Origin of the sequence: Pseudomonas sp. P867, from assembly GCF_019891455.1 — a bacterium.
In the GTDB taxonomy this organism is placed as follows: domain Bacteria; phylum Pseudomonadota; class Gammaproteobacteria; order Pseudomonadales; family Pseudomonadaceae; genus Aquipseudomonas; species Aquipseudomonas synxantha_A.
The window spans coordinates 561,839-587,189 of the sequence record NZ_JAFLXB010000002.1 but is presented as its reverse complement, the minus strand read 5'-3'; the positions used below and the strand labels follow the sequence as shown (position 1 = coordinate 587,189).

The following is a 25,351-nucleotide window of genomic DNA, read 5'->3' as shown; positions in this document are numbered from 1 at the left end:
CAAGCCCGCTCCCACATTGGTTATGCGGCGATGGTTAAAGCGACTCCAGGCAGCCAGCCAAATCATTACCTAGCTTCTCCAGGACCTGCTCATAACCCTGAGCGGTAGCCGGGGTATAGCCACCCAACGCATCCAGCTCCGCCAACTTCACCGGCAACCCGGCAACCAGCGTCTCGGCCAATCGCGGCCGCAACGGCGGCTCGCTGAACACGCAGGTCTTGCCCACCTCCTGCAAGCGCGTGCGCATCGCCGCTACATGCTGGGCACCTGGCTGCACTTCGGCGGCCACGCTGAATACGCCGGTGTGCTTGAGGCCGTAAGCCTCTTCGAAGTAGTCAAACGCCTCATGGAATACGAAGTAAGGCTTGCCATCGACGCTCGCCAGTCGCTTTTTCAAGCGCGCATCCAACGCATCCAGGCGCTCACCAAAAGCTTTGGCGTTGCTCTGATAACGCTCGGCGTTTGCAGGATCAGCCGCACTGAGGTCCGCAGCCATGCGCGTGGCGATTACCCGCGCGTTCACCGTTGACAACCATAAATGCGCATCGACGCTGCCAGGTCGATGATCATGGTCATGCTCGTCGGCATCGTCGGCGTGGGAATGGCTATCTTCGCCGAAAATACGTAATTTCATCCCTGGCAGGTCCTGGACGGCCACGGTAGCGGTCGTACGGCCTTTCAACACGCGCGGCAAAAAGGTTTCCATGTCCGGTCCGATCCAATACAACAGGTCCACCGACTGCACGCGCCGTACGTCGGATGGGCGCAATGCGAAGTTATGCGGCGACGCACCCGGCGGCAGCAATACCTCCGGAACCGCCACACCGTCCTGCACCGCCGCGGCAATCAGCTGCAACGGCTTGATGCTGGTCAGCACCTTCACATCGGCCTGAGCGGCACCCGCAACGAACAAACTGGTGACAAATACGACAAAAACGGGAAAAAGTCGGGACACGATGACCACTCAATGGCGTAGGAACGGGTAACATAATAACGTCTCTATCAAATATCTGTCGCCGCTCATGCCTAAAACACCGCTTGCCAGCCGTCCCCACGACCACTCTCACTGCGTGCACACCGCATTGTCAGAGGCCGATACCCTGTGCGCACAAAAAGGCTTGCGCCTGACCGCCTTGCGTCGCCGGGTGCTGGAGTTGGTGTGGCAGAGCCACAAACCGCTGGGCGCGTACGACATTCTTGGCGTACTCAGCGAACAGGACGGCCGCCGCGCTGCACCACCTACCGTGTACCGCGCACTGGATTTCCTGCTGGAAAATGGCCTGGTTCACCGTATCGCCTCGCTCAACGCGTTTGTCGGCTGCAACCACCCGGAGCACGCGCATCAGGGCCAGTTCCTGATCTGTCGCGAGTGCCACGCGGCCATCGAGCTTGAACAAAAAAGCATCAGTGACGCCATTATCCAAAGCTCTGCCGACGTCGGCTTCAAGGTCGAGGGGCAAACGGTTGAAGTGGTCGGCCTGTGCGCGGGCTGCCAGGGGGCTTGATGAGCAACGCGTTGATCCGTCTGGAGCAGGTCGGCGTCACGTTCGCCGGGCAGAACGTGCTGGAAAACATCGCGCTGAGCGTGGAGCCGGGGCAAATCGTCACGTTGATCGGCCCCAATGGCGCAGGCAAGACCACCTTGGTGCGCGCCGTGCTTGGCCTGCTCAAGCCCGACAGCGGCAGTGTATGGCGCAAGCCCAAACTGCGCGTGGGCTACATGCCGCAAAAACTGCACGTGGACCCGACCCTGCCGCTGTCCGTATTGCGCTTCCTGCGCCTGGTGCCCGGTGTCGACCGCGCCCGTGCACAGGCCGCGCTCAAGGAAGTCGGCGCCGAGCAGGTGATCGACAGCCCGGTACAAAGCATCTCCGGCGGCGAAATGCAGCGCGTGCTGCTGGCCCGCGCCTTGTTGCGCGAGCCAGAGTTGCTGGTGCTCGATGAGCCCGTACAAGGCGTCGACGTCGCCGGCCAGGCCGAGTTGTACAGCCTGATCACCCGCCTGCGCGACCGCCATGGCTGCGGCGTGCTGATGGTCTCCCATGATCTGCACCTGGTGATGAGCACCACCGACCAGGTGGTCTGCCTCAACCGCCATGTGTGCTGCTCCGGCCACCCGGAACAGGTCAGTGGCGACCCGGCGTTCGTGGAACTGTTCGGCAAAAACGCCCAGAGCCTGGCGATCTACCACCATCATCACGACCACGCCCATGACCTGCATGGTGCCGTTGTCGATACTCCCCACGTTCATGGAGATAGCTGCAAGCATGGCTGATTTTCTGCTCTACGCCCTGCTGGCAGGCTTGGCTCTGGCACTGGTGGCGGGCCCGCTGGGCTCGTTTGTGGTCTGGCGGCGCATGGCCTATTTCGGTGACACCTTGTCCCATGCGGCGTTGCTGGGCGTGGCCATGGGCTTTCTGCTGGACGTGAGCCCGACCATCGCCGTAACCGTGGGCTGCCTGCTGCTGGCGGTACTGCTGGTGACCTTGCAACAACGCCAGCCGCTGGCCTCCGACACCCTGCTGGGCATCCTCGCGCCAAGCACTCTGTCCCTGGGCCTAGTGGTATTGAGCTTCATGCATGAAGTGCGCATCGACCTGATGGCCTACCTGTTCGGCGACCTGCTGGCGATCAGCCCGACTGATCTGGCCTGGATCCTCGGCGGCAGCGCTGGCGTACTGGTGTTGTTGGTGGCCCTGTGGCGCCCGATGCTGGCGATCACCGTGCATGAAGAACTCGCCCGGGTGGAAGGCTTGCCCGTCGCAGGGCTGCGCATGGCCCTGATGTTGCTCATCGCCGTGGTGATCGCTGTCGCGATGAAGATAGTCGGCGTATTGTTGATCACGTCGCTGCTGATCATTCCCGCCGCCGCCGCCCAGCGTCATGCCCGCTCACCGGAGCAGATGGCAATCGGCGCCAGCCTCCTGGGAATGTGTGCAGTGTGCGGGGGCCTGGCGCTGTCCTGGTTCAAGGACACGCCAGCCGGGCCGTCGATTGTGGTTACGGCGGCCGCCCTGTTTCTGCTGAGTTTTGTCCTGCCCCGTCGAGGGGTGTAGACTTGCTCGCTTTTTGCGCAAATAGAGAGTCGCAGGAATGAAGCCGTTCACCTCCCGTTATCTGCTCCTTGCCGCATTTTCCCTGCTGCTGGGTGCCTGTCAAAGCACGCCGCCCGCTGCCCCCGAGGCCCCGGACTCACGCGCTGTGGCCATCGCGCAGCTGGAGCAAAACCTGGCCAGCAGCGAACTGGCAACCGCCGAAGACCAACTTGCGGCGTTGCAGGCCCAGTCCCCCAACGATCCCGCACTTGAGGCCTATCAGCGTCAACTGGCCGAAGCCTACCTGCAGCGCAGTCAGATCGTGCTGCAAAAAGGCGATGTCAACGCCGCCGCCACCGCACTGAGCCGGGCCCGCGCGCTGATGCCAAAAGCCCCGGCACTGACCGGTGGCGTCAACAGCGCTATCAGCCATGCGCGCAAGGCCGAGCTGGATCAGGCAGAAGCCGCGTTGAAAGCCGCCGAAGCCAAGCCTGCGGCCAAGGTCATCGACCCCGCAGCGCCGAGCACCACCGTGGCGCTGAACCTCGCGGATGTCGAAGACATGCGTCATCAGTTGGATGCCATCGCCACCGACGTGGTGAATTACCAGTGCGATGTCAGCATCCAGGTGCCACGCACCCAGGATTACCCGTGGCTGGCCACATTGCTGACCAAACGGGTGAAACGAATTGATTCGGGGTATGACCTGAAGATTCACCGGCAGATCCTGAAACACATTCCGGCGCAGGTTGTGCTGATTCCGCGCAAGGCGGACTAAAAGCATCGCAGGCAAGCCAGCTCCCACATTTGAAGGGTGAACACATTCAAGTGTGGGAGCTGGCTTGCCTGCGATGACGATCTAACAAACAACCGATAATTTAAGCCGGAATCGCCTTGGATTTCGGCTCCCGCTCCCAAACCCGATGCTGTGCAATCGCAGCAAAGAACGCCTTGAACGCCTTGGCATCAGCGCCCACGATCAACCCCGCATCCGCTTCCAGCTTCAGCAAGTCCAGCAACGGTTTCACATCACTGGCCACCGCAATCGCCTTGAGGTGCTTGTACGCTTCCAGTACGTAATGCAACGCCACGCCATCGCCGCTCAACGCCTTCACCGAGTCCTTACCGCCCGGGATAAACACCGCGTCGAAGGCAATGGACGGCATGCCTTCCATCGAAGCGTCTACGGGTAGCGTCTTGCCATCGGCAGTGGTCACAGGCGCCGAAGTCGGGCCCAGCAACTTGGCATGGGCACCCTCTGCCTCCAGCGCTGCCTTGAGCGCATCAATTGCCGCACCATCAACGCCGTTAGCCGCCAGAATCGCCACCTTGCGCGTCTTGATATCGCCAGACAGCAAATTCACCTGGCTCAATGCCGGTGATTCCTTCAGCGATGTTTCACGTGCGGGCACTGTGCCCTTGGTCGGCGCTGGCAAGCCCAGGTTCTGCGCCACGCGTTTGGCCAGTTCCAGGTCAATGTTGGCCAGGATCTCGTTGACTTGACGCGCCCGGATAAACTCGCGCTCAACCTTGCCCAACTCGAAGCTGTAGGCCGCGATGATGTGCTCTTTCTCGTGGTGGCTCATGCTGTTGTAAAACAACGTGGCCTGGGAGAAATGGTCGCCGAACGACTCGCTGCGCTCGCGCACTTTATTGGCATCGACGCGCTCGTAGTAGGACTCGAAACCTCCATCGGCAGGACCGGCAGGCGTTTCTTTCGGCCAGCCACCATCAATCGAGTTCGGCTCGTACGAGGCCCGCCCTTTATCGATCACGGTGCGATGTTGAGCGTCGCGCTGGCCGTTATGGAAAGGCACTACCGGGCGGTTGATCGGAATCTCATGGAAGTTGGGGCCGCCCAACCGACTGATCTGCGTATCCGTGTAGGAAAACAAGCGGCCTTGCAGCAGCGGGTCGTTGGTAAAGTCGATGCCCGGCACGATATGGCCAGGGCAAAACGCGACCTGCTCGACTTCAGCGAAGAAGTTATCCGGGTTACGGTTGAGCACCATCTTGCCCAGCGGTGTGATCGGCACCAGCTCTTCAGGGATAATTTTGGTCGGGTCGAGCAAGTCGAAATCGAACTTGTGTTCGTCTTCTTCCGCCACGATCTGCACACCCAGTTCCCACTCGGGGTAATCGCCGCTCTCAATCGATTCCCACAGGTCACGGCGGTGATAGTCCGTGTCCTTACCGGCCAGCTTTTGCGCCTCGTCCCATACCAGGGAGCACGTGCCTACTTTTGGGCGCCAGTGAAATTTCACGAAGCTGGATTTACCTTCGGTATTGATCAAGCGGAAGGTGTGCACACCAAAACCCTGCATGGCGCGCAGGCTTTTTGGAATCGCCCGGTCAGACATGGCCCAGATCACCATGTGCGCCGACTCCGGCTGCAACGACACGAAATCCCAGAAGGTGTCGTGTGCCGAGCCGCCGGTAGGTATCTCGTTGTGCGGCTCAGGTTTTACCGCGTGTACAAAGTCAGGAAACTTGATCGCATCCTGAATGAAAAACACCGGCATGTTGTTGCCCACCAGGTCGAAGTTGCCTTCGTCGGTGAAGAACTTCACGGCAAAACCGCGCACATCGCGCACGGTGTCGCCGGAACCGCGCGGGCCCTGCACCGTGGAAAAACGCGCGAATACCGGCGTTTTATGCTCGGGCGTGCGCAGGAAACCGGCCTTGGTCAGTGCCGAATGGTCACCATAGCTCTGGAAATAACCATGGGCGCCGGTACCACGGGCATGCACGATGCGCTCAGGGATACGCTCATGGTCAAAGTGCGTGATCTTTTCACGCATGATGAAGTCTTCCAGCAGCGAAGGGCCACGGGCGCCGACTTTCAGGCTGTTCTGGTTGTCGGAAATCTTCACGCCCTGGTTGGTGCGCAGGGCCTGGCCGGTCGCATCGGAACGGAATTCTTCCAACGCCTGCAATTTGGCGTTGGTATTGCCTCGGTCCAGGGTATCAGTGCCCGCGACTTCACTCTTGGGCGGGGTGGCTGGCTTCTTGGTACTCATCAGTCAAAACTCCTTAGTCAAAGTGGCCAGAGCGTTCCCCGGCTCGTTTGAGCGAAACCCCAGGCACGGCACCCGGGAGATCGAATTGCTTAAGTAGTGACTGACAGGGTTTTGCGCCGTTCCTTTTTTATGACCTTTGGTCTCGTTATTGCCAAATCGCTGGATGGATACGAAATAAATGCTAAGAAACACTAGATGGACAGGCTAAAATGCGCGCCCGGCTAACCGCTGATCCCTTTTCAATGCGCCCCACAAGGTTCGCTACGTGATCGAGTTTCAAAACGTCCATAAAACCTACCGCGTCGCCGGTAAGGATATCCCCGCACTGCACCCCACCAGTCTGCGCGTCGCCAATGGCCAGGTGTTTGGCCTGATTGGCCACTCGGGTGCGGGTAAAAGCACACTGCTGCGCCTGATCAACCGCCTGGAAGAACCCAGCGGCGGGCAGATCACGGTCGACGATGAAGAAGTCACCGCCCTGGATGCCAACGGCCTACGCCGCTTCCGTCAGCAGGTCGGGATGATCTTCCAGCACTTCAACCTGCTGGCGTCCAAGACCGTGGCCGACAACGTCGCTCTGCCACTGACGCTTGCCGGTGAATTGTCGCGCAAGGAGATCGACCAGCGCGTGGCTGAGCTGCTTGCTCGCGTCGGCCTGTCGGACCACGCCAGGAAGTACCCGGCGCAGTTGTCCGGCGGTCAGAAACAGCGCGTCGGTATTGCCCGCGCCCTGGCGACCAAGCCAAAGATCCTGCTGTGCGACGAAGCCACCAGCGCCCTCGACCCACAGACCACCGCGTCAGTCCTGCAACTGTTGGCCGAGATCAACCGCGAACTGAACCTGACCATCGTGCTGATCACCCATGAAATGGATGTGATCCGCCGCGTGTGTGACCAAGTTGCAGTGATGGACGCTGGCGTGATCGTCGAGCAAGGTTCGGTCGCCGATGTGTTCCTGCACCCAAAGCATCCGACCACCAAGCGTTTCGTTCAGGAAGCCGAACAGGTTGACGAAGGCGAGCAGCGCGACGACTTCGCCCACGTGCCGGGCCGCATCGTACGCCTGACGTTCCAGGGCGATGCGACCTACGCGCCATTGCTGGGTACCGTCGCTCGCGAAACAGGCGTGGACTACAGCATCCTGGCCGGTCGTATCGACCGCATCAAAGACATCCCTTACGGGCAACTGACCCTCGCCGTCACCGGCGGTGACATGGAGGCCGCGTTTGCGCGCTTCACCGCCGCCGACGTTCACATGGAGGTCCTGCGCTGATGGACGTTTTCCTGAGTTTCTTTGCCAATATCGACTGGTCCGAAATCTGGCTCGCCACCGGCGACACCATGACCATGCTGTTCGGCTCGCTGTTCTTCACCGTGCTGTTGGGCCTGCCTCTGGGTGTGCTGCTGTTCCTGACCAGCCCGCGCCAGCTGTTCGAACAAAAAGGCCTGTACGCGCTGCTGTCGCTGATCGTGAATATCCTGCGCTCGCTGCCGTTCATCATCCTGTTGATCGTGATGATTCCGTTCACCGTCCTGATCACCGGTACATCGCTGGGCGTTGCCGGCGCGATCCCGCCGCTGGTCGTAGGTGCTACGCCATTCTTTGCGCGGCTGGTAGAAACGGCCCTGCGCGAAGTCGACCGCGGCATCATCGAAGCCACCCAATCCATGGGTGCGAGCACCCGCCAGATCATCACCAACGCCTTGTTGCCCGAGGCGCGCCCCGGCATTTTTGCGGCGATTACGGTGACGGCGATTACACTGGTTTCCTACACGGCCATGGCCGGTGTAGTCGGAGCTGGTGGCCTGGGTGACCTGGCGATCCGTTTTGGTTACCAGCGCTTCCAGACCGATGTGATGGTAGTCACCGTGGTAATGCTGTTGATCCTGGTGCAAATTCTGCAAACCGTCGGCGACAGGCTGGTGGTGCATTTTTCTCGAAAATAACGGCCATTGCCGGCTCACAGCCGGCAGATGCCCGAACAAGGAGCTTGCTGGATGAAAAAACTACTGGTTGCCTTCGCTGCCGTTGCCGCGTTTTCCGCCCATGCCGAGACGATCAAGGTCGCTGCCTCGCCGGTGCCTCATGCGGAAATCCTCGAATTCGTGAAGCCCGCCCTTGCCAAAGAAGGCGTGGATTTGCAGGTTAAAGTTTTCACCGATTACGTGCAGCCAAACGTGCAGGTGGCTGAAAAACGCCTGGACGCTAACTTCTTCCAGCACCAGCCGTACCTGGATGAGTTCAACAAGGCCAAGGGTACTCACCTGGTGAGCGTTGGCGGCGTGCACCTGGAGCCGCTGGGCGCCTACTCCAGCAAGTACAAGAAACTGGCCGACCTGCCTGACGGCGCCAACGTGGTGATCCCTAACGACGCCACCAACGGCGGTCGTGCGCTGTTGCTGCTGGCCAAGAACGGTCTGATCACCCTGAAGGACCCTACCAACATCCTGTCGACCATCAAGGACATCACCGGCAACGATAAAAACCTGAAGTTCCGCGAACTGGAAGCCGCCACCCTGCCGCGCGTGCTGACCCAGGTCGACCTGGCGCTGATCAACACCAACTACGCCCTGGAAGCCAAGCTGGATCCATCCAAGGACGCCCTGGTCATCGAAGGCAGCGACTCGCCTTATGTGAACATCCTGGTGACCCGCGAAGACAACAAGGATTCGGACGCAGTGAAGAAGCTGGTTGCAGCCTTGCACACGCCTGAAGTGAAAAAATTCATCGAAGAGAAGTACAAAGGCGCGATCAAGCCGGCGTTCTGATGCCCCGATCTCCAACACACCGGAGATCAAAATGTGGGAGGGGGCTTGCCCCCTCCCACATTTGCTTTGTGTTGCCTGCTACTTGCGCTGTAGCAAGCCTGGCAACTGCGCTACCAGCTTCTGGTTGTTCAACGGCGCACGGATAAACCCACGCTGGGTACCATCCGGGCCGATCAGCGCCAGGTTGCCGCTGTGGTCCACGGTGTAGTTCGGCTTGCTGGTATCTGCCGGAATGAAGGGGATGCTGACGGCATTCGAAACCTTCTGCACATCCTCAACATTCGCGCCGGTCAGGCCCTGGAATTGCGGGTCGAAGTAACCCAGGTACTGCTTGAGCTGGGCCGGAGTATCGCGGTTCGGATCGACGCTGACCAAAATCACCTGCAACTTATCCACAGCCTCTTTAGGCAGCTCGCTCTTGATCTGGCGCAGCTGGGCGAGGGTGGTCGGGCAGATGTCCGGGCAGAAGGTGTAGCCGAAGAACAACAGACTCCACTTGCCTTTCAATTCATTGGCCAGCACCGGCTGGCCGTCCTGGCTGGTCATGCTCACTGCGGGCAACTGGCGGCTTTGCGGCAGCAGGATGATGCCCGCGTCGATCAGCGCGGTCGGGTCGCCCTGGCCTTTGCCCGAGAGCACTTTGTTGACGGTCAGGCCCATGATCAACGCCACCAGGGCCACGAGGATGAAGACGGTTTTTTGAGTTCGAGTCATAGGTTCAACAGTAAGTAGTGGTCTACGAGCAGGGCGATAAACAGCAACAGCAAGTACCAGATAGAGTACTTGAACGTGTTGATCGCCGCGTGCGGCTGGGTGCCACGGTACAGCACCCAGGCCCATTGCAGAAAGCGTGCGCCAAAAACCAGGGCACAGGCCAGGTAGAGCACGCCACTCATATGGATGACATAGGGCATCAGGCTCACCGCCAGCAAGGCGAAGGTATATAGCAGGATATGCACCTTGGTGTAGTGCTCACCATGGGTGACCGGCAACATGGGGATGTCGGCCTTGGCGTATTCCTCTTTGCGGTGAATGGCCAGCGCCCAGAAGTGCGGCGGGGTCCAGGCGAAGATAATCAGCACCAACAGCAGGGGTTCGGCACTCACATGCCCGGTGACGGCCACCCAACCCAGCAGCGGCGGCGCTGCGCCGGCCAGGCCACCGATGACGATATTTTGCGGCGTCGCCCGCTTGAGAAAACCGGTGTAGATCACCGCGTACCCGAGCAGCGACGCCAATGTCAGCCAGGCCGCCAGCGGGTTGGTGAACGCCAACAGCAGCGCCAGGCCCGCCACCGCCAGCAACAACGCAAAGGCCAATGCTGCAGCGGGCGATATACGGCCCTCAGCCAGTGGCCGCTTATGGGTGCGCGCCATCAGCGCATCAATCCGCCGATCAACCACATGGTTCACCGCCGCCGCGCCGCCTGCACACAGGGCAATGCCCAGGTTACCGAACACCAGCACCGTCCACGGCACGCCAGCGCGGGTGGCCAGGAACATGCCCACCAGCGAGGTGATCAGCATCAGCACCACCACTTTGGGCTTGGTCAGCTCCAGATAGTCACGCCAGATTGCCCGATCGTGACCTGCGCCGATCAGGGTCGCCATGGCATCTCTCCTTTAAGGGTGATCAGGCCTGAGACCTGTTTGCGCGGGATGAACCGCCAACCGAGCGTCAGCGGGGCGCGAACCCGGACCAGGCTCGTGCGGGCGTGGTAATTGACCAGCACCAGGCTCAGCAACAAGGCCGCTCCACCCGCGTTGTGACCCACCGCCACCGGCAGCGGCAGGCCGAACGCCACATTGCTCACACCCAGGCAGATTTGCGCAGCCAGGGCGATCAGCAGCAAGCCCGCCAACCGCGTCATGCCCACTGCACGCAGTTGCCAGGCCAACCCCAATAGCACCAAGGTGACCAGTACCGCGCCGATGCGATGGGTCAGGTGGATCGCCGTGCGCGCCTCGCTATCAAGTTGGCCGCCCAGGTAATTGGGGCCGATATGCTGGGTCAGGTGAAAGCCATTGGCAAAATCCGCCGCCGGCCACCATTGGCCGTGACAGGTCGGTAGGTCGACACAGGCCACGGCCGCGTAGTTGGAACTGACCCAACCGCCCAGCGCGATCTGCCCGATTACCAGTACCAGCCCCGCCGTTGCCCAATATTGCAGGCGCCTGGGCACGATCAGCGCCGGCAGCACGCCGGATAAACGCAGGGTCAGCAAAAACAACAGGCTCAAGGTCGCAAAACCACCCAACAGGTGCCCGGTGACGACTTGTGGCCACAGCTTCAAGGTCACCGTCCACATGCCAAAGGCCGCCTGGGCGAACACCACCACCAATACAAACAATGGCAATTTCACCGGCTGGCCCGGGTCGCGTCGATGGCTCCACGCACGCGCCGCCAGCAGCGCGATCAGCAGACCCAGGGTGCCGGCGAAGTAGCGATGGGTCATTTCTGCCCAGCCCTTATCGGCCTCTACCGGCGTATCCGGAAAATGCAGTTCGGCGTGGGCCAACTGGGCTTCGCTTTGCGGCACGCCGATAAAGCCGTAGCACCCGGGCCAGTCCGGGCAGCCGAGCCCGGCGTGGGTCAGCCGGGTATAGGCACCGAGCAGCACGACGATCAGCGCCAATAAGGTGGCAAACAGCGCGAGGCGAAATCCAGGCTTGGCCATGACGGTGCCCCTATCCGATGTTCGACAGTTTCAGCAGCAGGCGCAGGTCGTTGAGCAAGTCCTTGCCCTTGACCTTGGCGTCGTAGCGCAGCACCAGGTTGCCGTGGGGGTCGACGATCCACAGTTGAGCCTCACCGGGCGCCGCGGCGTTCCTGGCAAAGGTCGACACATCCAGCGGGTAGCGCTGCAGTTGCGGGTACTCAGCCTTGAGCTTGGCCTCATAGTCGGTGCTCAGCGGTTGCGCAGCCGCCAGGGCATGGTTGGCGCGGGACGCATCACGGCCAAGGCTGATTTGCAGTTGGCGCGCCAAGTACACCAGTTGTTGGCAATCGGCGGCGCAGGCGGTGGGTGCGGTGACCAACAGTTGCCACCGACCTTCGCCGGCCTGCACGCCGATATCGGCACGGGTCTGGCCGTTGCCGATCAGTTCACCGTGATAGCTGCGGCTGTCCGGCACCCAGAACTGCAACTTGTACATGAAGGTGGCCAGCGCCATCGGACCGATCACCATCATGAGGATCAAAATCAGCTGCCAGCGCCCTTTGCGCCGGTCCGGCGTTTCAGACGTGCTGGGTGGATTCATGGCCGCTCCCATGGGGCTTCTCCTTTTTGTTGTGCCATCCGAGGTAGAGGTAAAGCACCAGCAGTGCCAGTGCCATGGCGAACCACTGCACTGCGTAGGCCAAGTGTTTTTCCGGGCCCATGGCAACGATAGGCCAGGTGGTTTCGTACGTACCCGGGCCCGCTTCGGCACGCAGTTCGTAGGCAAAGCCGCTGCGCCCCAGCTCGTCCCACAGCGCGGCGGGATGCAGTGCGGTGAGCAAACGTGGCCATTGCGCGCTGGCAGGGTCGGCATGCAGTTGGAAGGTCTCGCCGGGGGCGACGTACACCCAGGCGTCAAGATTCAATGCCTGTTCAGGCGTGGAGAAGGCCGGCGGCGTGCGCCGGTCCGGCCACGGCAACCAGCCGCGATTAAGCAACAGCCACAGGCCGCTAGCCTGGTCCTGAAAGGGTTGCAGCAGCTCGACACCTGCCTTGCCGTCACGCATACGGTTATCCAGCAATATGCTGTGCGCAGCGTCCAATTGCCCGCGAAGATGGACGCGGCGAAAGGCAGGGTCGGCCATATCATTGAGCTGCGCACTGCTGATCGGCTCGGCAGCGCGGCGCTCGGCATAACGCTCCACCAGCAGCTGTTTTTCATGCCCACGGGACAGTTGCCAGAACCCCAGGCTCACCATGAGCGGCAGCAACACCAGCACCACCAGCGTCGGCGCGATACCTGGACGAAAGCGCTGCATGGCACTGGCTATACTGGATCTCATCGCCCCTCCCTCTGTAGCCCTGGAGCCAGACCATGCTCAAAGCAGCCATTGCCCTGATGCTGATCGCGACTGTCGTGAGCCTGTTCAGTGGCCTGTTCTTCCTGGTCAAGGACGAGGGCAACTCCAACCGCCTCGTCACTGCCTTGACCGTGCGTGTGGTACTGGCCGTGATCACCGTGGGCTTGATCGCCTGGGGCTTTTTCAGCGGCCAACTGGTCTCTCATGCGCCTTGGTAATCCGCCTCATAGCACATAAACAAAGAAAAACAACCCGATCCACACCACGTCCACAAAGTGCCAATACCAACTGGCCGCCTCGAAGCCGAACTGGTGCTCGGCGTTGAAATGCCCACGCAGGATGCGCATCAGCATCACGAATAAAATGATGGTGCCGATGGTTACGTGGGCGCCGTGAAAGCCCGTCAGCATGAAGAACGTGGCGCCGTATACCCCTGAACCCAGGGTCAGGCCCAGTTCTTTATAGGCGTGGATGTACTCCTCGGCCTGGAACCCGAGAAACGCCAAGCCCAACAGCACTGTGATCGCCAGCCAGATTTTCAGCGCACCCCGATGGCCTTTACGCAGGGCATGGTGGGCGATGGTGATGGTCACGCTGGAGCTCACCAGCAGGATGGTATTCACCAACGGCAGGCCCCACGGGCTGATGGTGCCTTCAGGCGCAGGATAGAGCTTGGGGTCAGGGTTATTGAGCAAGGGCCAGGCGAACTCGAAGTTCGGCCACAGCATATGCGCAACGCCTTTGGAGCCCTCACCTGCCAGCCATGGCGCCGACATGTGCCGCACATAAAACAACGCACCGAAGAACGCGATAAAGAACATCACCTCCGAAAAGATGAACCAGGTCATGCCCCAGCGAAACGAGCGGTCCATTTGCGCGCTGTACAGCCCGTCGCGACTTTCCTTGATCACAGCACCGAACCAGCCAAACAGCATGTAGGCCAACAACAGGCCGCCGACGAAAAAGATCCACGGCCCGTGGGATTCGGGGCGCGCAGCCTTCAAGTCGTTGAACCACACCGCCAGGCCGTACACGGTGACCAGCAGGCCAATCGTGGCAATTATCGGCCATTTGCTTTGCGCTGGTACGTAGTACGTATCATGAGTCGACATGTATTCGCTCTCCTGATTGAGGGGGCAAACAGTAGCTAGCCCCCGGTCCTCGCGGCCACGGGCGGTTGGCGCGCAGTGATATCGAACAGCGTGTACGCCAGGGTCAAATGCTTCACATCCTTGGGCATCGCGCGGTCGACGATAAAACGCACCGGCATCTCGATGCGCTCACCCGGCTGAAGCACTTGCTGGGTGAAGCAAAAGCATTCGGTCTTGTGGAAATACATGGCCGCTTCGGCCGGGGAAATACTCGGGATCGCCTGGGCGGTCATCGGCTTATTGGTGGGGTTGTAGGCCACGAACAGCATCTCGTTGACCGCCCCCGGGTTGACCACAATCTCATCGGCCTTGGAATGAAATTCCCAGACCATGTCGATGGCGTTGGTGGACAGAAACTGCACCCGAACCTGACGTGAGGGGTCGACCATTTGCTCGCCCTCGTACTGCCCGGCGGTCTTGCCGTTGATGCCGAAGGCCTTGCACATCACGTCGTAGATCGGCACCAGCGCGAAGCCGAAGGCGAACATCGCCAGTACCAGGATCAGCAGGCGGGTGACCAAGCGTTTGATCGGCACGGAGTCAGACATGACACCCACCCAAGGCTGGTGCGCCCCTCCCACATGGACCGCGTTCGCAACACACAGAGGTATTCATTTGACCTCCGGCGGGGTGGTGAAGGTGTGATACGGCGCAGGCGAGGGCACGCTCCATTCCAGGCCCTCGGCGCCATCCCAGGGCTTGGCCGGTGCCGGCGTACCCCCACGGATGCACTTGATGACAATGAACAGGAAGAAGATCTGTGTGGCGCCGAACATAAAGGCACCAATGGACGAAACCATGTTGAAGTCGGCGAATTGCAGGTTGTAGTCCGGCACCCGCCGCGGCATACCCGCCAGCCCTACAAAGTGCATGGGGAAGAACGCCATGTTCATGCCCACGAAAGACAGCCAGAAATGCAACTTGCCCAGGGTTTCGTCGTACATGTGGCCGGTCCATTTCGGCAGCCAGTAGTAGGCCGAGGCGAAGATCCCGAAGATCGCGCCGGGCACCAGTACGTAATGGAAATGCGCCACCACAAAGTAGGTGTCGTGGTACTGGAAGTCCGCTGGGGCAATCGCCAGCATCAGCCCGGAGAAGCCGCCAATGGTGAACAGGATCACGAAGGCCACCGCAAACAGCATCGGCGTCTCGAACGTCAGCGAGCCCTGCCACATGGTGCTGACCCAGTTGAATACCTTCACCCCCGTGGGCACGGCGATCAGCAGGGTGGCGTACATGAAGAACAACTCACCCACCAGCGGAATGCCCACCACGAACATGTGGTGCGCCCAGACGATGAACGACAGGAACGCGATGCTCGCCGTGGCGTAGACCATCGAGGTGTAGCCAAACAGCGGCTTGCGCGAGAAGGTCGGGATGATCGAGCTGACGGCGCCAAAGGCCGGCAGAATCATGATGTACACCTCGGGATGGCCAAAGAACCAGAACACATGCTGGAACAGCACCGGATCACCGCCACCGGCCGCGCTGAAGAAGCTGGTACCGAAGTGGATATCCATCAGCATCATGGTCACGCAGCCCGCCAGCACCGGCATCACCGCGATCAGCAGGAACGCAGTAATCAGCCAGGTCCACACGAACAAGGGCATCTTCATCAAGGTCATGCCGGGGGCGCGCAGATTGAGGATGGTGGCGACCACGTTGATCGCGCCCATGATCGAACTGATGCCCATCAGGTGGATGGCAAAGATAAAGAACGTCACGCTTTCCGGCGCATAGGTGGTGGAAAGCGGCGCATAGAAAGTCCAACCGAAGTTCGGCCCGCCACCGGGGCTGAACAAGGTGGAGACCAGCAGCAGGAACGCCGCCGGCAGCAGCCAGAAGCTGAAATTGTTCATGCGCGGCAGGGCCATGTCCGGCGCGCCGATCATCAGCGGGATCATCCAGTTGGCCAGCCCGACGAAGGCCGGCATCACCGCGCCGAACACCATGATCAGGCCGTGCATGGTGGTCATCTGGTTGAAGAACGCCGGCTGCACGATCTGCAGGCCTGGCTGAAACAGCTCGGCGCGGATCACCATGGCAAACGAGCCACCGAGCAGGAACATGGTGAAGGCAAACCACAGGTACATCGTGCCGATGTCTTTGTGGTTGGTGGTCAGCACCCAGCGCATCAAGCCTTTGGCGGGGCCGTGGGCATGGTCGGCATGACCGTGGTCGATCACAGTGCTCATGGCCGTTCTCCTGCAAGCGAGTGAGCGGGGCGATTCAGGGTATTGGCGTTGAAAGTAGTCATTTGCTTTCGGCCTGTTTCAAAGCCAGCACGTCTTTGGGCGTGACCATGTCGCCTTTGTTATTGCCCCAGGCGTTACGCTCGTAAGTCACCACGGCGGCGATATCCACTTCCGAGAGTTGTTTGCCGAAGGCTGCCATTGCGGTGCCGGGCTTACCGTGGAAGACGATGCCCAGGTGATCGGCGGCGGGGCCGGTGGCGATTTTCGAGCCCTTGAGCGCCGGGAACATCGGCGGCAAACCTTGGCCCTCAGCCTGGTGACAGGCAACGCAGGTGGTGTGATAGACCTTGTCGCCACGGGCCACCAGTTCGTCCAGCGTCCACTCTTTGGAGGTCAGCTCCTTGAGCTTGGCCGCTTCTTCCTTGCGCTCGCCGAGCCAGGTGTCGTAGTCGGCCCGGGACTTGACCTCGACCACGATGGGCATGAAGCCGTGGTCTTTGCCGCAAAGTTCGGCGCACTGGCCGCGGTAGATGCCGGGTTTCTCGACACGGGTCCAAGCCTCGTTGACGAAGCCCGGGATGGCATCGCGCTTGACCGCAAAGGCCGGCACCCACCAGGAGTGGATCACGTCGGCGGCGGTCACCAGAAAGCGCACCTTGGCACCCACCGGCAGCACCAGCGGCTGGTCGACCTCCAACAGGTAATGTTCGCCCTTGGTGGCCTGGTTATGAATCTGCTCGGCGGGCGTGGCCAGGTTGCTGAAGAACTCCACATCCTGGCCCAGGTATTTGTAGTGCCACTTCCACTGGTAGCCGGTGACCTGGATATCGATATCCGACTCACTGCTGTCGTAGATGTTGATCAGGGTCTTGGTCGCCGGAATCGCCATGGCCACCAGGATCAGCAGGGGCACGACCGTCCAGAGAATTTCCACCGTGGTGCTCTCGTGGAACTTGGCTGCGACCTGGCCCGTGGATCGCCGGTGCAAAATCATCGACCAGAACATCGCGCCAAACACGACGATGCCGATCACCACACAGATCCAGAAAATGGTCATGTGCAGGTCAAACACGGCGTGACTGACTTCAGTAGCCCCTGGCGCCATATTCGTTGTCCAGGCGGCGTGCGCCTGGCCGAATACCGACCACAACAGGAGGCCCATCCATACGTGTGGATGTCGCGTCATTGCGGGTTCCCCTTTATGTTTCTTGTTATCCCGCCGGTTTGCACCTGCGGCCAAGGGAGCGGCTTCCATACTGCTTACAACCGCCAAGCCTTGCCTGCGCCATGCAGTTGGGCGTCATCAGCTAATTGCGTACAAAATCGAGTATAGACAGCCCTAGCAACCCCGCAATGTGTGGGGGCAAATGAATAGAAACAGACAGACGGACCCCGTAAAATGGGCGGCGGAATCGTTTATCCGACGAACGATGGCATTTCGATATAACGCCTGCGTATAACCATGAAATAATTATGACAAATGCGTCTTAGGCGCTCGTATAAACGAACTACCTTATCCTCTCCCTTTTCCTACGCCTGTTTCACTGGAGCCTTCATGAACACCGCCGCATTGCGCGAGCAGATTTCCCGTGCCCATCAACACGAAGCCAGCACCGGCCAACTTGCCACTCAGTTGGGACAACAATTGCCGCACCTGCACTCGGCCATTTCGCTGGCTGACGGTGATCGCAACATCGTTATGACGCGCTTTGTCACCGCTTACATCGACCTGGTTCCCGATTTGCTGGACGCTGCCAATGACGTGGCCCGCGAGGCCGGAATTGAAAGCCAGATCAAGCCGGTGCTGAAAATCGCCGAACACTTCTTCCTGCAACCCCCCGCGATCCTGGCCGGCCACGAAGGTCTGGACGGCCTGCTGGACGAAGCTTACCTGGCCCATCGCTTGGTGGAGGAGGTCAACGATCTGTATATCAAGCATTTCGGCCAGCCGTTGATTCCGGCGGATACCACCGTGGCCAACGTGATTGCCCATCAATTGATCGGCGAAACATTCGCCAACCAATTGGATGAAGCCGTACACCACGCAGTGGATGAAATGCTCAACGAAGACAGTTTTGCGCTGGAGTCGGTCGAGGCGTACCGCGAGACCCTGAAGAGCCCGAGCACCGAAGCGGCATGGAAGCGCTGGCCGTGCCTGTCGCGCCAGCTTGGGGTTGAACTGGCGCTGGATCAGCCTGCATAAAACTGCCATTTTACGGCGATCAAATGTGGGAGGGGGCTTGCTCCCGATTGGGGTGTATCAGCCAAAGAGATTTTGACTGGTCCACCGCTATCGGGAGCAAGCCCCCTCCCACATTTTATGATCGGGTTTCGTCAGGTAACAGGCGGCGCCGAACCTATCCCCACCGTCGTACGCACTCGGCCTTCCAGCCGGCGCTTCAATCCCCGTGCCTCGATCACCAGCGTCGAGCCCTTGGCCGCATTGGCCCGTCCCCACTCCTCCAGCAATTCCAGACAAGAGTGGTCGATGTAACTCAAGTTACTCAGCGGCACATGCAACGTGGTCCCCGCAGGCACCGCCGACAGCACCTGAGTCAGCGCCGGCACTTTCAGAAAGGTCGCCGCACCCGTCAAGCGCAGCTCCATCTCCCCCTCTTGAGGCAGGTCGATCAAGCTGACTTTCAGCCGCGAAGCCTTGAAGGCCAGTTTGAGCAGCGTAAGTCCGAAGCCCACCAGCACACCGGTCAGCAAGTCGGTGAAGATGATCGCCAGTGCCGTGGCCGCATAGGTGAACATCGGCATTCGCCCGTAACGTCCCAGCGCCTTGAACGCCTTGACGTCCACCAGCTTGATCCCGGTGTACACCAGCACACCCGCCAGGCTCGCGACCGGAATGCTTTGCAGCACGCTCGACAGCAAGAGCACGAAGCCGAGCAACCACAGGCCATGGAACATCGCCGACAAGCGAGTGGTAGCCCCGGCCTGGACGTTGGCCGAGCTGCGCACGATCACGCCGGTCATCGGCAGGGCACCCACCAGGCCGCAGAGCATGTTGCCGACACCTTGGGCAGACAATTCCTTATCGAAATCGGAACGCTGGCCGCTGTGCATACGATCCACCGCTGCGGCAGACAGCAGGGTTTCGGCGCTGGCGATAAACGCTACGGCGAAAGCTGCGATCAACAGCTGTGGGTCAGCCAGGTTGAGCAGATCGCTGGGGCGCAGCCAGTCAATGGCATCCGCGAGATTTTCCGGGACCTCCACGCGCTTGACCTGCAGGGCCAGCACCAGGCTGGTGACGGTCGCCAGCCCCACCCCCAGCAGGGCGCCCGGCACAAAACGCAATTGCCGCGGGCGGAATTTGTCCCACAGGTACATGACCAACATGGTCGACAGACCGAGCAGGCCGGCCTGCCACCCGAGCCCGCCACCCAAGGTCGGAAGCGCTTCAGCCACCGCCGCCGGGAAGCCTGCCAGGTTATCCAGCCCGGATGGCTTGGGCGCCCCATCAAGCATCACATGGATCTGCGAAAGCACAATCAACACGCCGATCCCCGCCAACATGCCGTAGACAACCGCCGGCGCCGTGACACGAAACCAGCAACCCAGGCGCAAACGCCCGGCCACCAGTTGTAGGAAGCCGGCCAGCAGCAGGATCGGCCCCAGCATCATCATGCCGTGTTGGCGCACCAGTTCGAACACCAGTACCGCCAAACCCGCCGCCGGGCCGCTGACTTGCAGCGGCGACCCCGCCAACCAGCCCACCACCAGGCCACCGATGATCCCGGTGATCAGCCCCTTGGCCGGCGGCATACCGGATGCGATCGCAATGCCCATGCACAGCGGCAAGGCAACCAGAAAAACAACCACCGAGGCGAGCAGCTCTCGTGGCAAAACAGCTTTCAATTGAGCAGCACGCATGATGACTCTCCCGAGGCATTCGCCGGGCGCGGTAAAGCCTGGCTGCGTCCATGGCAGCCACCGCGTTACCCGGCAGGGAAGTGTTTTAGAAGCGCGCTTTAGGCGTCGCTGAAGGGATCGGCTCGGTGCCGTTCAGCGGTCGGAACGCCGCTTTGTCCGCATCGTAGGCCCGAATTTCGCTGGTCTCGATGTTGTAGATCCAGCCATGGATAAACAAATGACCATTGGCCATGCGCGAAGCCACGGAAGGGTGGGTGCGCAAATGTTGCAGTTGGGCGATAACGTTTTCTTCGGTCAGCACCGCCATGCTCTCGCCTTCGTTGGCGCAGTCGCAGTTGTCATGGACCATGGTCTTGGCGACCTCGGCGTGACGCAGCCATGCCTTGACCGTCGGCATCTTTTCCAGGCTGTCTGGGTTGAGTACCGCGCGCATCGCGCCGCAGTCGGAGTGCCCGCACACAATGATGTGCTGTACACCAAGGGCAAGCACCGCATACTCGATGGCCGTGGAGACACCACCGTTCATTTGGCCGTAGGGAGGCACCACGTTACCGACGTTACGGGTCACGAACAGGTCGCCCGGGGAGCTTTGGGTAATCAGCTCGGGCACGATGCGCGAGTCGGCGCAGGTAATGAACATTGCCCGCGGGCTCTGGGCCGTGGCAAGTTTCTTGAAGAGTTCTTCCTGCTGAGGGAAGACGTCGTGATGGAAATGCAAAAAACCGTCAACGATGTGTTGCAGCGCTGCATCGGCGGACTCCGCCACAGGGGCTGAAGCCGACGCAGCCAACGGCTGTTTATCCTTGTCACTCATGATTCATCCTCTTGATCAATGCAGGGGAGGGTTCAGGTCAGTTCGACGCCAGGGCAGTGAAATAGTTGTAAAACCACCGCAGAACAGGGCACCGACTCGTCAGTCACTCGCTGAACAAGGTAACCGCTGAAACTTAACTCAAACTGAATGAAACGCTCTAGATCGCGGGTTTCAGTGATGTCAAAAGGCGACTATTCCTACGGTAAATTCACCGCCATCTTCTTCAGTTTACAACAATGTCATCTGTCTGCCCGGTGGGCAGAATGCGGTGCAATCCAGGTTGAATCCTTCGCGTCGGTTCAGCCCCAAACGCTTGATCGCCTTGCTGAAGCGTTGAGCCAGCAAATCGGCAAAGGGCCCTTCACCCCGCATGCGCACACCGAAGCGGCTGTCATACACCTCACCCCCGCGTACCTGACGCACCAGGCTCATCACATGAGCCGCACGCTGCGGGTAGTGTGCCGCCAGCCACTCCTCGAACAGCGGCGCCACTTCCAACGGCAGGCGCAGCATCATGTACGCCGCGCTTTGCGCACCGGCCGCATGAGCCTCGGTCAGCAGGTTTTCCAGCTCACTGTCGTTGATCATCGGAATCATCGGCGAGCACAACACACCCACCGCAATACCCGCGTCGCGCATCACCCGAATGGCCCGCAACCGCGCCTTCGGCGCCGCCGTGCGTGGCTCCAGGATGCGCTTGAGCTCGTCATCCAGGCTGGTCAGGCTGATCATCACCGCCACCAGGCGCTGACGGGCCAACTCGGTGAGCAGGTCCAGATCACGCAGGATCAGCGAGCCCTTGGTGATGATCGTCACCGGGTGACGGTAGCGTAGCAGCACTTCAAGGATTTGCCGCGTGATCCTGTATTCGCGTTCGATAGGCTGGTACGGATCGGTGTTAGAGCCCAGGTTGATCGGCGCGCACACATAGCCAGGCTTGGACAGCTGCTGCTCCAGCACATCGGCCGCATTGCTCTTGGCAATCAGCCGGGTCTCGAAGTCGAGCCCCGGGGACATGTCCCAATAGGCATGGCTGGGCCGTGCATAACAATAGATGCACCCATGCTCACAGCCGCGGTAAGGGTTGATCGAGCGATCGAACGGCAAGTCCGGCGAGTTGTTGCGGGTGATGATGGTCTTGGCCGTTTCGATACGCACTTCGGTGCCTTGAGTGGGCGGCACCTCCTGGTACCAGCCATCGTCCTCGGCCACGCTGACCGTAGGTGCAAACCGGTTGTGCAGGTTGGTGGCCGTGCCCCGACCCCGGGGCGGCAGCGCAGTAGTCATGAAAACGCCTCGATACTGTTTTTATATACAGTATCGAGGCGCGGGGTTGCTGACCAGTGCCGTTGGGCGGCTAGAGTGGGATCAGTGCTTTTGCGTCACCTGCCCCAGATCATCGCCCGACGTGGTGCGCATATCGCTTTTGCGCAGACCTGCCACATCGCTGGCGTTTACCGGCGCACCTTGGTTGCCCCAGCTGCCACGGATAAAACTGACCACATCGGCCACTTCCTGGTCCGACAGCCGCCAGGCGAATGCCGGCATGGTGAAGGTGGACGGCGCGGTATGCGTCGCCGGCAAGGTACCGCCGTTCAACACAATGTTGATCAACGACGTGGCGTCCGCCGTCTGCACTACAGGGTTACCCGCCAGCGCCGGGAACACCCGCGTATAGCCATGGCCATCGGTGCGGTGGCAGGCCGCGCAGTTGTCGATATACACCGAGGCGCCCGGCTTGCTGTCATCACCTTTCCAAAGCGCCTCGGCCACCTGCTTGTCGTACTGGTGCGGCTGATCCTTAGGGTCCACCGCCGGCAGGCTCTTGAGGTAACGGGCGATAGCGGTCAAGTCATCTTCTGACATGTACTGCATGCTGTGGACGACAACATCGCTCATACCACCGAACACCGCACTGCGGTCACTGCGACCGGTCTTGAGAAACTGCACCAGTTGCTCTTCGCTCCAGCTGCCGAGGCCGTCCTTGTGGTCGCCACGCAGGCTTTTCGCAATCCAGCCCTCCAACGGCGCGCTGCCGGACAGGAAGTCGTTGCCGTCAGTGGCGCTCAGGGCTTTTTCCTGCATGGTCAGGGCACGCGGCGTATGGCAGGCGCCGCAGTGTCCCAGGCCTTCCACCAAGTACGCGCCACGGCTGATCACCGGATCCGCTGCGGCTGGTGACGGTTGCGTCTCGACCGCCGGCGCAAACATCCAGCGCCACGCGGCCAGCGGCCAACGCATACTCAAAGGCCAGGGGATATCGCTGTCCTTGTTCTCTTGGGCGACCGGCTCGACGCCCTTCATGAAATACGCATACAGCGCTTGCATATCGCTATCGCTGACACGCGCGTAGGACGGATAGGGCATCGCCGGGTAAAGCGTACTGCCGTTCTTGGCGACGCCATGGCGCACGGCCTTGTCGAAGTCTTCGAAGCTGTAGTCGCCCAGGCCGGTCTTGTCCGGGGTGATGTTGGTGGAATAGATCACGCCGATGGGCGTTTCCATCGGCAGGCCACCGGCGAAGGGTTTGCCGCCTTTGGCGGTGTGGCAAGCCACGCAGTCGCCGGCACGTGCCAGGTATTCACCCTGTTTGATCAAGTCAGATTCCGCAGCGCTCACCGAGCAGCTGCTGAAGAGCGCCAGGGAGGCGATAACGAGTGCTTTCATGGTCATCGCTCCTTATGCCTGAACCAGTGGGCCGGGGTTTTTCAGGTACTGCTCGCGGATTGCTCGAGCTGACCAATAGGTCAAAGCTGCCACCAGGCCGGTAGGGTTATAGCCCAAGCCCTGTGGGAAAGCAGACGCGCCCGGGACGAACACGTTGTGCACATCCCAACACTGCAGGTAGCGGTTCAACGCACTGGTTTTCGGGTCGGTGCCCATGATGGCGCCGCCGTTGAGGTGGGTGGTCTGGTAAGAGGCGGTATTGAAGTGATCACCGACTTTTTTACCCAACACGGCGATGGCCTTGGGGTTCATCGCCTGTGCGACCTTGCCCATTTTCTCGACCATGAAGCGGTTCATCTTGATGTCGTTTTCCTGCCAGTCGAACGTCATGCGCAGCAGCGGCAGGCCGTAGGCATCGCGGTAAACCGGATCCAGATCCAGATAGTTACTCCGGTAGGATTGATGGGCACCGTGGGCATCCATCGACACCTGGTGGGTGTAGTAATCGGCGGTGGCACGCTTCCAGGCGCTGCCCCAGGCCGGCGTGCCCGGCGGGTTGGAAGTACCGGCAATCGGCCGGCTGCCCGCCTGGTTGACCCACATCGGCGAGCCCCCCACGAAGCCGTGGGGGCCGTGGTCGAAGTTGTCGGCGTTGAAGTCGTCGATGGCCACGCCATTGCCGCCCGCGCCAATGAAGTTGTTGGTGTGGGTGTCCTTATCAAAGAACGCCTTGATGGTGCCCATGTTCTGGTAAGCGAAGTTGCGGCCTACCACGCCCTCATTGGTAATCGGGTCGTAGGGTTTGCCGATGCCCGACAGCAACATCAGGCGCACGTTATGGAACTGGAACGCGCCCAGAATCACCAGGTCTGCCGGCTGTTCGCATTCGCGGCCCTGGGCATCGATATAGGTCACGCCAGTGGCTTTTTTCTTGGTGCTGTCGAGGTTGACCTTGAGTACGTGGGAATTGGGCCGCAACTCGAAGTTGGGCACCTGGCGCAGGGCCGGCAGGATGTTCACGTTCGGCGACGCCTTGGAATACATGTAGCACACGTAGCCACTGCAAAAGCCGCAGAAATTGCACGGTCCCATCTGCGCGCCGTAGGGGTTGGTGTATGGCCCCGACGTATTGGCCGACGGCAGGTTGTAAGGCTTGTAACCCACCTCCGTAGCTGCTTTCTGAAACAGTTGTGCGGAGACCGTATTCTTCTGCGCCTCCAACGGGAACGGGTTGGAACGATCCGGCGCGTAAGGGTTGCCCCCACGGCCTTCGCCTACCAACTGACCTTTGACCGTCCAGGCCTGCCCGGAGGTACCGAAGACTTTTTCCGCATAGTCGAAAAACGGCTCCAGCTCTTCATAGCTGACGCCGAAATCCTGGATGGTCATGTCCTTGGGAATGAAGTTCTTCCCGTAACGTTCCTCGTAATGGCTGCGCATACGCAACTCGATCGGATCGACACGAAAATGCACGCCCGACCAGTGCAGCCCCGCGCCGCCCACGCCATTACCCGGCAGGAACGCACCGAGTTGACGGTTGGGCAAGGCCACATCATTCACACTATGGCGAATGGTTACTGTCTCTTTGGAAATGTCCTGGAACAGCTTCTTACGCACGCTGTAGGTCAATTCGTCGATGACTTGGGGATAGTTGCCGTCCGGATAAGTGTCCTGCATCGGGCCGCGCTCCAGCGCTACCACGTTGAGGCCTGCTTCCGTCAGCTCCTTGGCCATGATCGCGCCGGTCCAGCCAAAGCCTACAATCACCGCATCCACTTTCTTCATGATGGTCGCCACG

The 25,351-nt window shown here is 60.5% G+C and carries 25 protein-coding genes; 9 read left to right on the top strand and 16 right to left on the bottom strand.

The features are described from left to right. Window positions 1-34: 34 nt before the first annotated feature. On the bottom strand, window positions 35-964 hold the full coding sequence (locus tag J1G33_RS06220) for a zinc ABC transporter substrate-binding protein (RefSeq protein WP_223017814.1): 930 nt from the start codon (window positions 962-964) through the stop codon (window positions 35-37). A gap of 46 nt (window positions 965-1,010) precedes the next feature. Between J1G33_RS06220 and J1G33_RS06215 the strand changes: the two genes are divergently transcribed. Genes J1G33_RS06215 through J1G33_RS06200 form a run of 4 tightly spaced genes read left to right on the top strand, consistent with a single transcriptional unit; the run spans window position 1,011 to window position 3,813 of the window. After that, the gene (locus tag J1G33_RS06215; RefSeq protein ID WP_177327430.1) at window positions 1,011-1,505 is read left to right on the top strand and encodes a Fur family transcriptional regulator; all 495 of its coding nucleotides are present in this window, start codon (window positions 1,011-1,013) and stop codon (window positions 1,503-1,505) included. Next, window positions 1,505-2,275, top strand: a complete 771-nt coding sequence (znuC, locus tag J1G33_RS06210) for a zinc ABC transporter ATP-binding protein ZnuC (RefSeq protein WP_005783440.1) — start codon at window positions 1,505-1,507, stop codon at window positions 2,273-2,275. The genes J1G33_RS06215 and znuC overlap by 1 nt, the downstream gene beginning before the upstream one ends. Then, window positions 2,268-3,056, top strand: a complete 789-nt coding sequence (gene znuB, locus J1G33_RS06205) for a zinc ABC transporter permease subunit ZnuB (RefSeq protein ID WP_032878556.1) — start codon at window positions 2,268-2,270, stop codon at window positions 3,054-3,056. Before znuC ends, znuB begins: the two co-directional genes overlap by 8 nt. Before the next feature lie 37 nt (window positions 3,057-3,093). Then, complete coding sequence (locus tag J1G33_RS06200; protein ID WP_032878557.1) at window positions 3,094-3,813, top strand: PA5502 family lipoprotein; 720 nt, start codon at window positions 3,094-3,096, stop codon at window positions 3,811-3,813. A gap of 100 nt (window positions 3,814-3,913) precedes the next feature. Here the strand turns inward: J1G33_RS06200 and katE are convergent, their stop codons facing one another. Then, the gene (gene katE, locus J1G33_RS06195; protein WP_078822718.1) at window positions 3,914-6,055 is read right to left on the bottom strand and encodes a catalase HPII; all 2,142 of its coding nucleotides are present in this window, start codon (window positions 6,053-6,055) and stop codon (window positions 3,914-3,916) included. A 265-nt stretch (window positions 6,056-6,320) separates the two neighbouring features. On the opposite strand from katE, the gene J1G33_RS06190 reads away from it, so the two are divergent. Genes J1G33_RS06190 through J1G33_RS06180 form a run of 3 tightly spaced genes read left to right on the top strand, consistent with a single transcriptional unit; the run spans window position 6,321 to window position 8,824 of the window. Then, window positions 6,321-7,328, top strand: coding sequence for a methionine ABC transporter ATP-binding protein (locus tag J1G33_RS06190; RefSeq protein WP_103734077.1), 1,008 nt, complete (start codon window positions 6,321-6,323; stop codon window positions 7,326-7,328). Continuing rightward, window positions 7,328-8,002 (top strand): methionine ABC transporter permease, encoded by a 675-nt coding sequence (locus tag J1G33_RS06185; RefSeq protein WP_005783435.1) that lies wholly within the window; start codon window positions 7,328-7,330, stop codon window positions 8,000-8,002. Before J1G33_RS06190 ends, J1G33_RS06185 begins: the two co-directional genes overlap by 1 nt. Before the next feature lie 51 nt (window positions 8,003-8,053). Further along, entirely contained in the window at window positions 8,054-8,824 is a 771-nt protein-coding gene (locus J1G33_RS06180; protein WP_032878561.1) for a MetQ/NlpA family ABC transporter substrate-binding protein, read from the top strand. Window positions 8,825-8,902: 78 nt separating this feature from the next. Here J1G33_RS06180 and J1G33_RS06175 read toward each other — a convergent pair whose 3' ends face one another. From J1G33_RS06175 to J1G33_RS06155, 5 genes are read right to left on the bottom strand one after another with little or no spacing between them, the layout of a single operon-like run. Beyond that, window positions 8,903-9,538, bottom strand: coding sequence for an SCO family protein (locus tag J1G33_RS06175; protein ID WP_148854272.1), 636 nt, complete (start codon window positions 9,536-9,538; stop codon window positions 8,903-8,905). Further along, the gene (cyoE, locus tag J1G33_RS06170; RefSeq protein ID WP_223017813.1) at window positions 9,535-10,434 is read right to left on the bottom strand and encodes a heme o synthase; all 900 of its coding nucleotides are present in this window, start codon (window positions 10,432-10,434) and stop codon (window positions 9,535-9,537) included. Before cyoE ends, J1G33_RS06175 begins: the two co-directional genes overlap by 4 nt. Beyond that, window positions 10,422-11,501 (bottom strand): COX15/CtaA family protein, encoded by a 1,080-nt coding sequence (locus J1G33_RS06165; RefSeq protein ID WP_078822715.1) that lies wholly within the window; start codon window positions 11,499-11,501, stop codon window positions 10,422-10,424. The genes cyoE and J1G33_RS06165 overlap by 13 nt, the downstream gene beginning before the upstream one ends. Window positions 11,502-11,511: 10 nt before the next feature. Then, window positions 11,512-12,096, bottom strand: coding sequence for a hypothetical protein (locus J1G33_RS06160; RefSeq protein ID WP_005783430.1), 585 nt, complete (start codon window positions 12,094-12,096; stop codon window positions 11,512-11,514). Further along, window positions 12,062-12,826, bottom strand: a complete 765-nt coding sequence (locus tag J1G33_RS06155) for an SURF1 family protein (protein WP_078822714.1) — start codon at window positions 12,824-12,826, stop codon at window positions 12,062-12,064. Before J1G33_RS06155 ends, J1G33_RS06160 begins: the two co-directional genes overlap by 35 nt. A gap of 32 nt (window positions 12,827-12,858) precedes the next feature. On the opposite strand from J1G33_RS06155, the gene J1G33_RS06150 reads away from it, so the two are divergent. Further along, window positions 12,859-13,062: a twin transmembrane helix small protein gene (locus J1G33_RS06150; RefSeq protein ID WP_032878566.1), complete on the top strand. Its 204-nt coding sequence runs from the start codon at window positions 12,859-12,861 to the stop codon at window positions 13,060-13,062. A 6-nt stretch (window positions 13,063-13,068) separates the two neighbouring features. On the opposite strand, the gene J1G33_RS06145 is transcribed toward J1G33_RS06150, so the two are convergent. The 4 genes from J1G33_RS06145 to coxB all read right to left on the bottom strand — a co-directional run bounded on the left by J1G33_RS06145 (window position 13,069) and on the right by coxB (window position 17,376). Further along, window positions 13,069-13,956, bottom strand: coding sequence for a cytochrome c oxidase subunit 3 (locus J1G33_RS06145; protein ID WP_005783427.1), 888 nt, complete (start codon window positions 13,954-13,956; stop codon window positions 13,069-13,071). A 35-nt stretch (window positions 13,957-13,991) separates the two neighbouring features. Then, complete coding sequence (locus J1G33_RS06140; RefSeq protein WP_078822713.1) at window positions 13,992-14,543, bottom strand: cytochrome c oxidase assembly protein; 552 nt, start codon at window positions 14,541-14,543, stop codon at window positions 13,992-13,994. Between the two features lie 63 nt (window positions 14,544-14,606). Next, complete coding sequence (gene ctaD / locus J1G33_RS06135; RefSeq protein ID WP_005783425.1) at window positions 14,607-16,190, bottom strand: cytochrome c oxidase subunit I; 1,584 nt, start codon at window positions 16,188-16,190, stop codon at window positions 14,607-14,609. A 58-nt stretch (window positions 16,191-16,248) separates the two neighbouring features. After that, a complete protein-coding gene (gene coxB, locus J1G33_RS06130) occupies window positions 16,249-17,376 on the bottom strand; it encodes a cytochrome c oxidase subunit II (protein ID WP_005783424.1) in 1,128 nt (375 codons plus the stop codon). Between the two features lie 369 nt (window positions 17,377-17,745). On the opposite strand from coxB, the gene J1G33_RS06125 reads away from it, so the two are divergent. Further along, window positions 17,746-18,393, top strand: coding sequence for a hypothetical protein (locus J1G33_RS06125; RefSeq protein WP_223017812.1), 648 nt, complete (start codon window positions 17,746-17,748; stop codon window positions 18,391-18,393). A gap of 131 nt (window positions 18,394-18,524) precedes the next feature. On the opposite strand, the gene J1G33_RS06120 is transcribed toward J1G33_RS06125, so the two are convergent. The 5 genes from J1G33_RS06120 to J1G33_RS06100 all read right to left on the bottom strand — a co-directional run bounded on the left by J1G33_RS06120 (window position 18,525) and on the right by J1G33_RS06100 (window position 25,350). Next, window positions 18,525-20,072: a SulP family inorganic anion transporter gene (locus J1G33_RS06120; protein ID WP_216090519.1), complete on the bottom strand. Its 1,548-nt coding sequence runs from the start codon at window positions 20,070-20,072 to the stop codon at window positions 18,525-18,527. Window positions 20,073-20,157: 85 nt separating this feature from the next. Next, window positions 20,158-20,886 carry a carbonic anhydrase gene (locus tag J1G33_RS06115; protein ID WP_005783421.1) on the bottom strand — a complete coding sequence of 243 codons (729 nt, stop codon included), beginning with the start codon at window positions 20,884-20,886 and terminating at the stop codon, window positions 20,158-20,160. Window positions 20,887-21,114: 228 nt separating this feature from the next. Further along, window positions 21,115-22,173: a PA0069 family radical SAM protein gene (locus J1G33_RS06110; RefSeq protein WP_148854273.1), complete on the bottom strand. Its 1,059-nt coding sequence runs from the start codon at window positions 22,171-22,173 to the stop codon at window positions 21,115-21,117. 81 nt (window positions 22,174-22,254) lie between these two features. Next, entirely contained in the window at window positions 22,255-23,553 is a 1,299-nt protein-coding gene (locus tag J1G33_RS06105; RefSeq protein ID WP_032878572.1) for a cytochrome c, read from the bottom strand. A gap of 12 nt (window positions 23,554-23,565) precedes the next feature. Next, window positions 23,566-25,350 carry a GMC family oxidoreductase gene (locus J1G33_RS06100; protein ID WP_005783418.1) on the bottom strand — a complete coding sequence of 595 codons (1,785 nt, stop codon included), beginning with the start codon at window positions 25,348-25,350 and terminating at the stop codon, window positions 23,566-23,568. Window position 25,351: the final 1 nt, after the last annotated feature.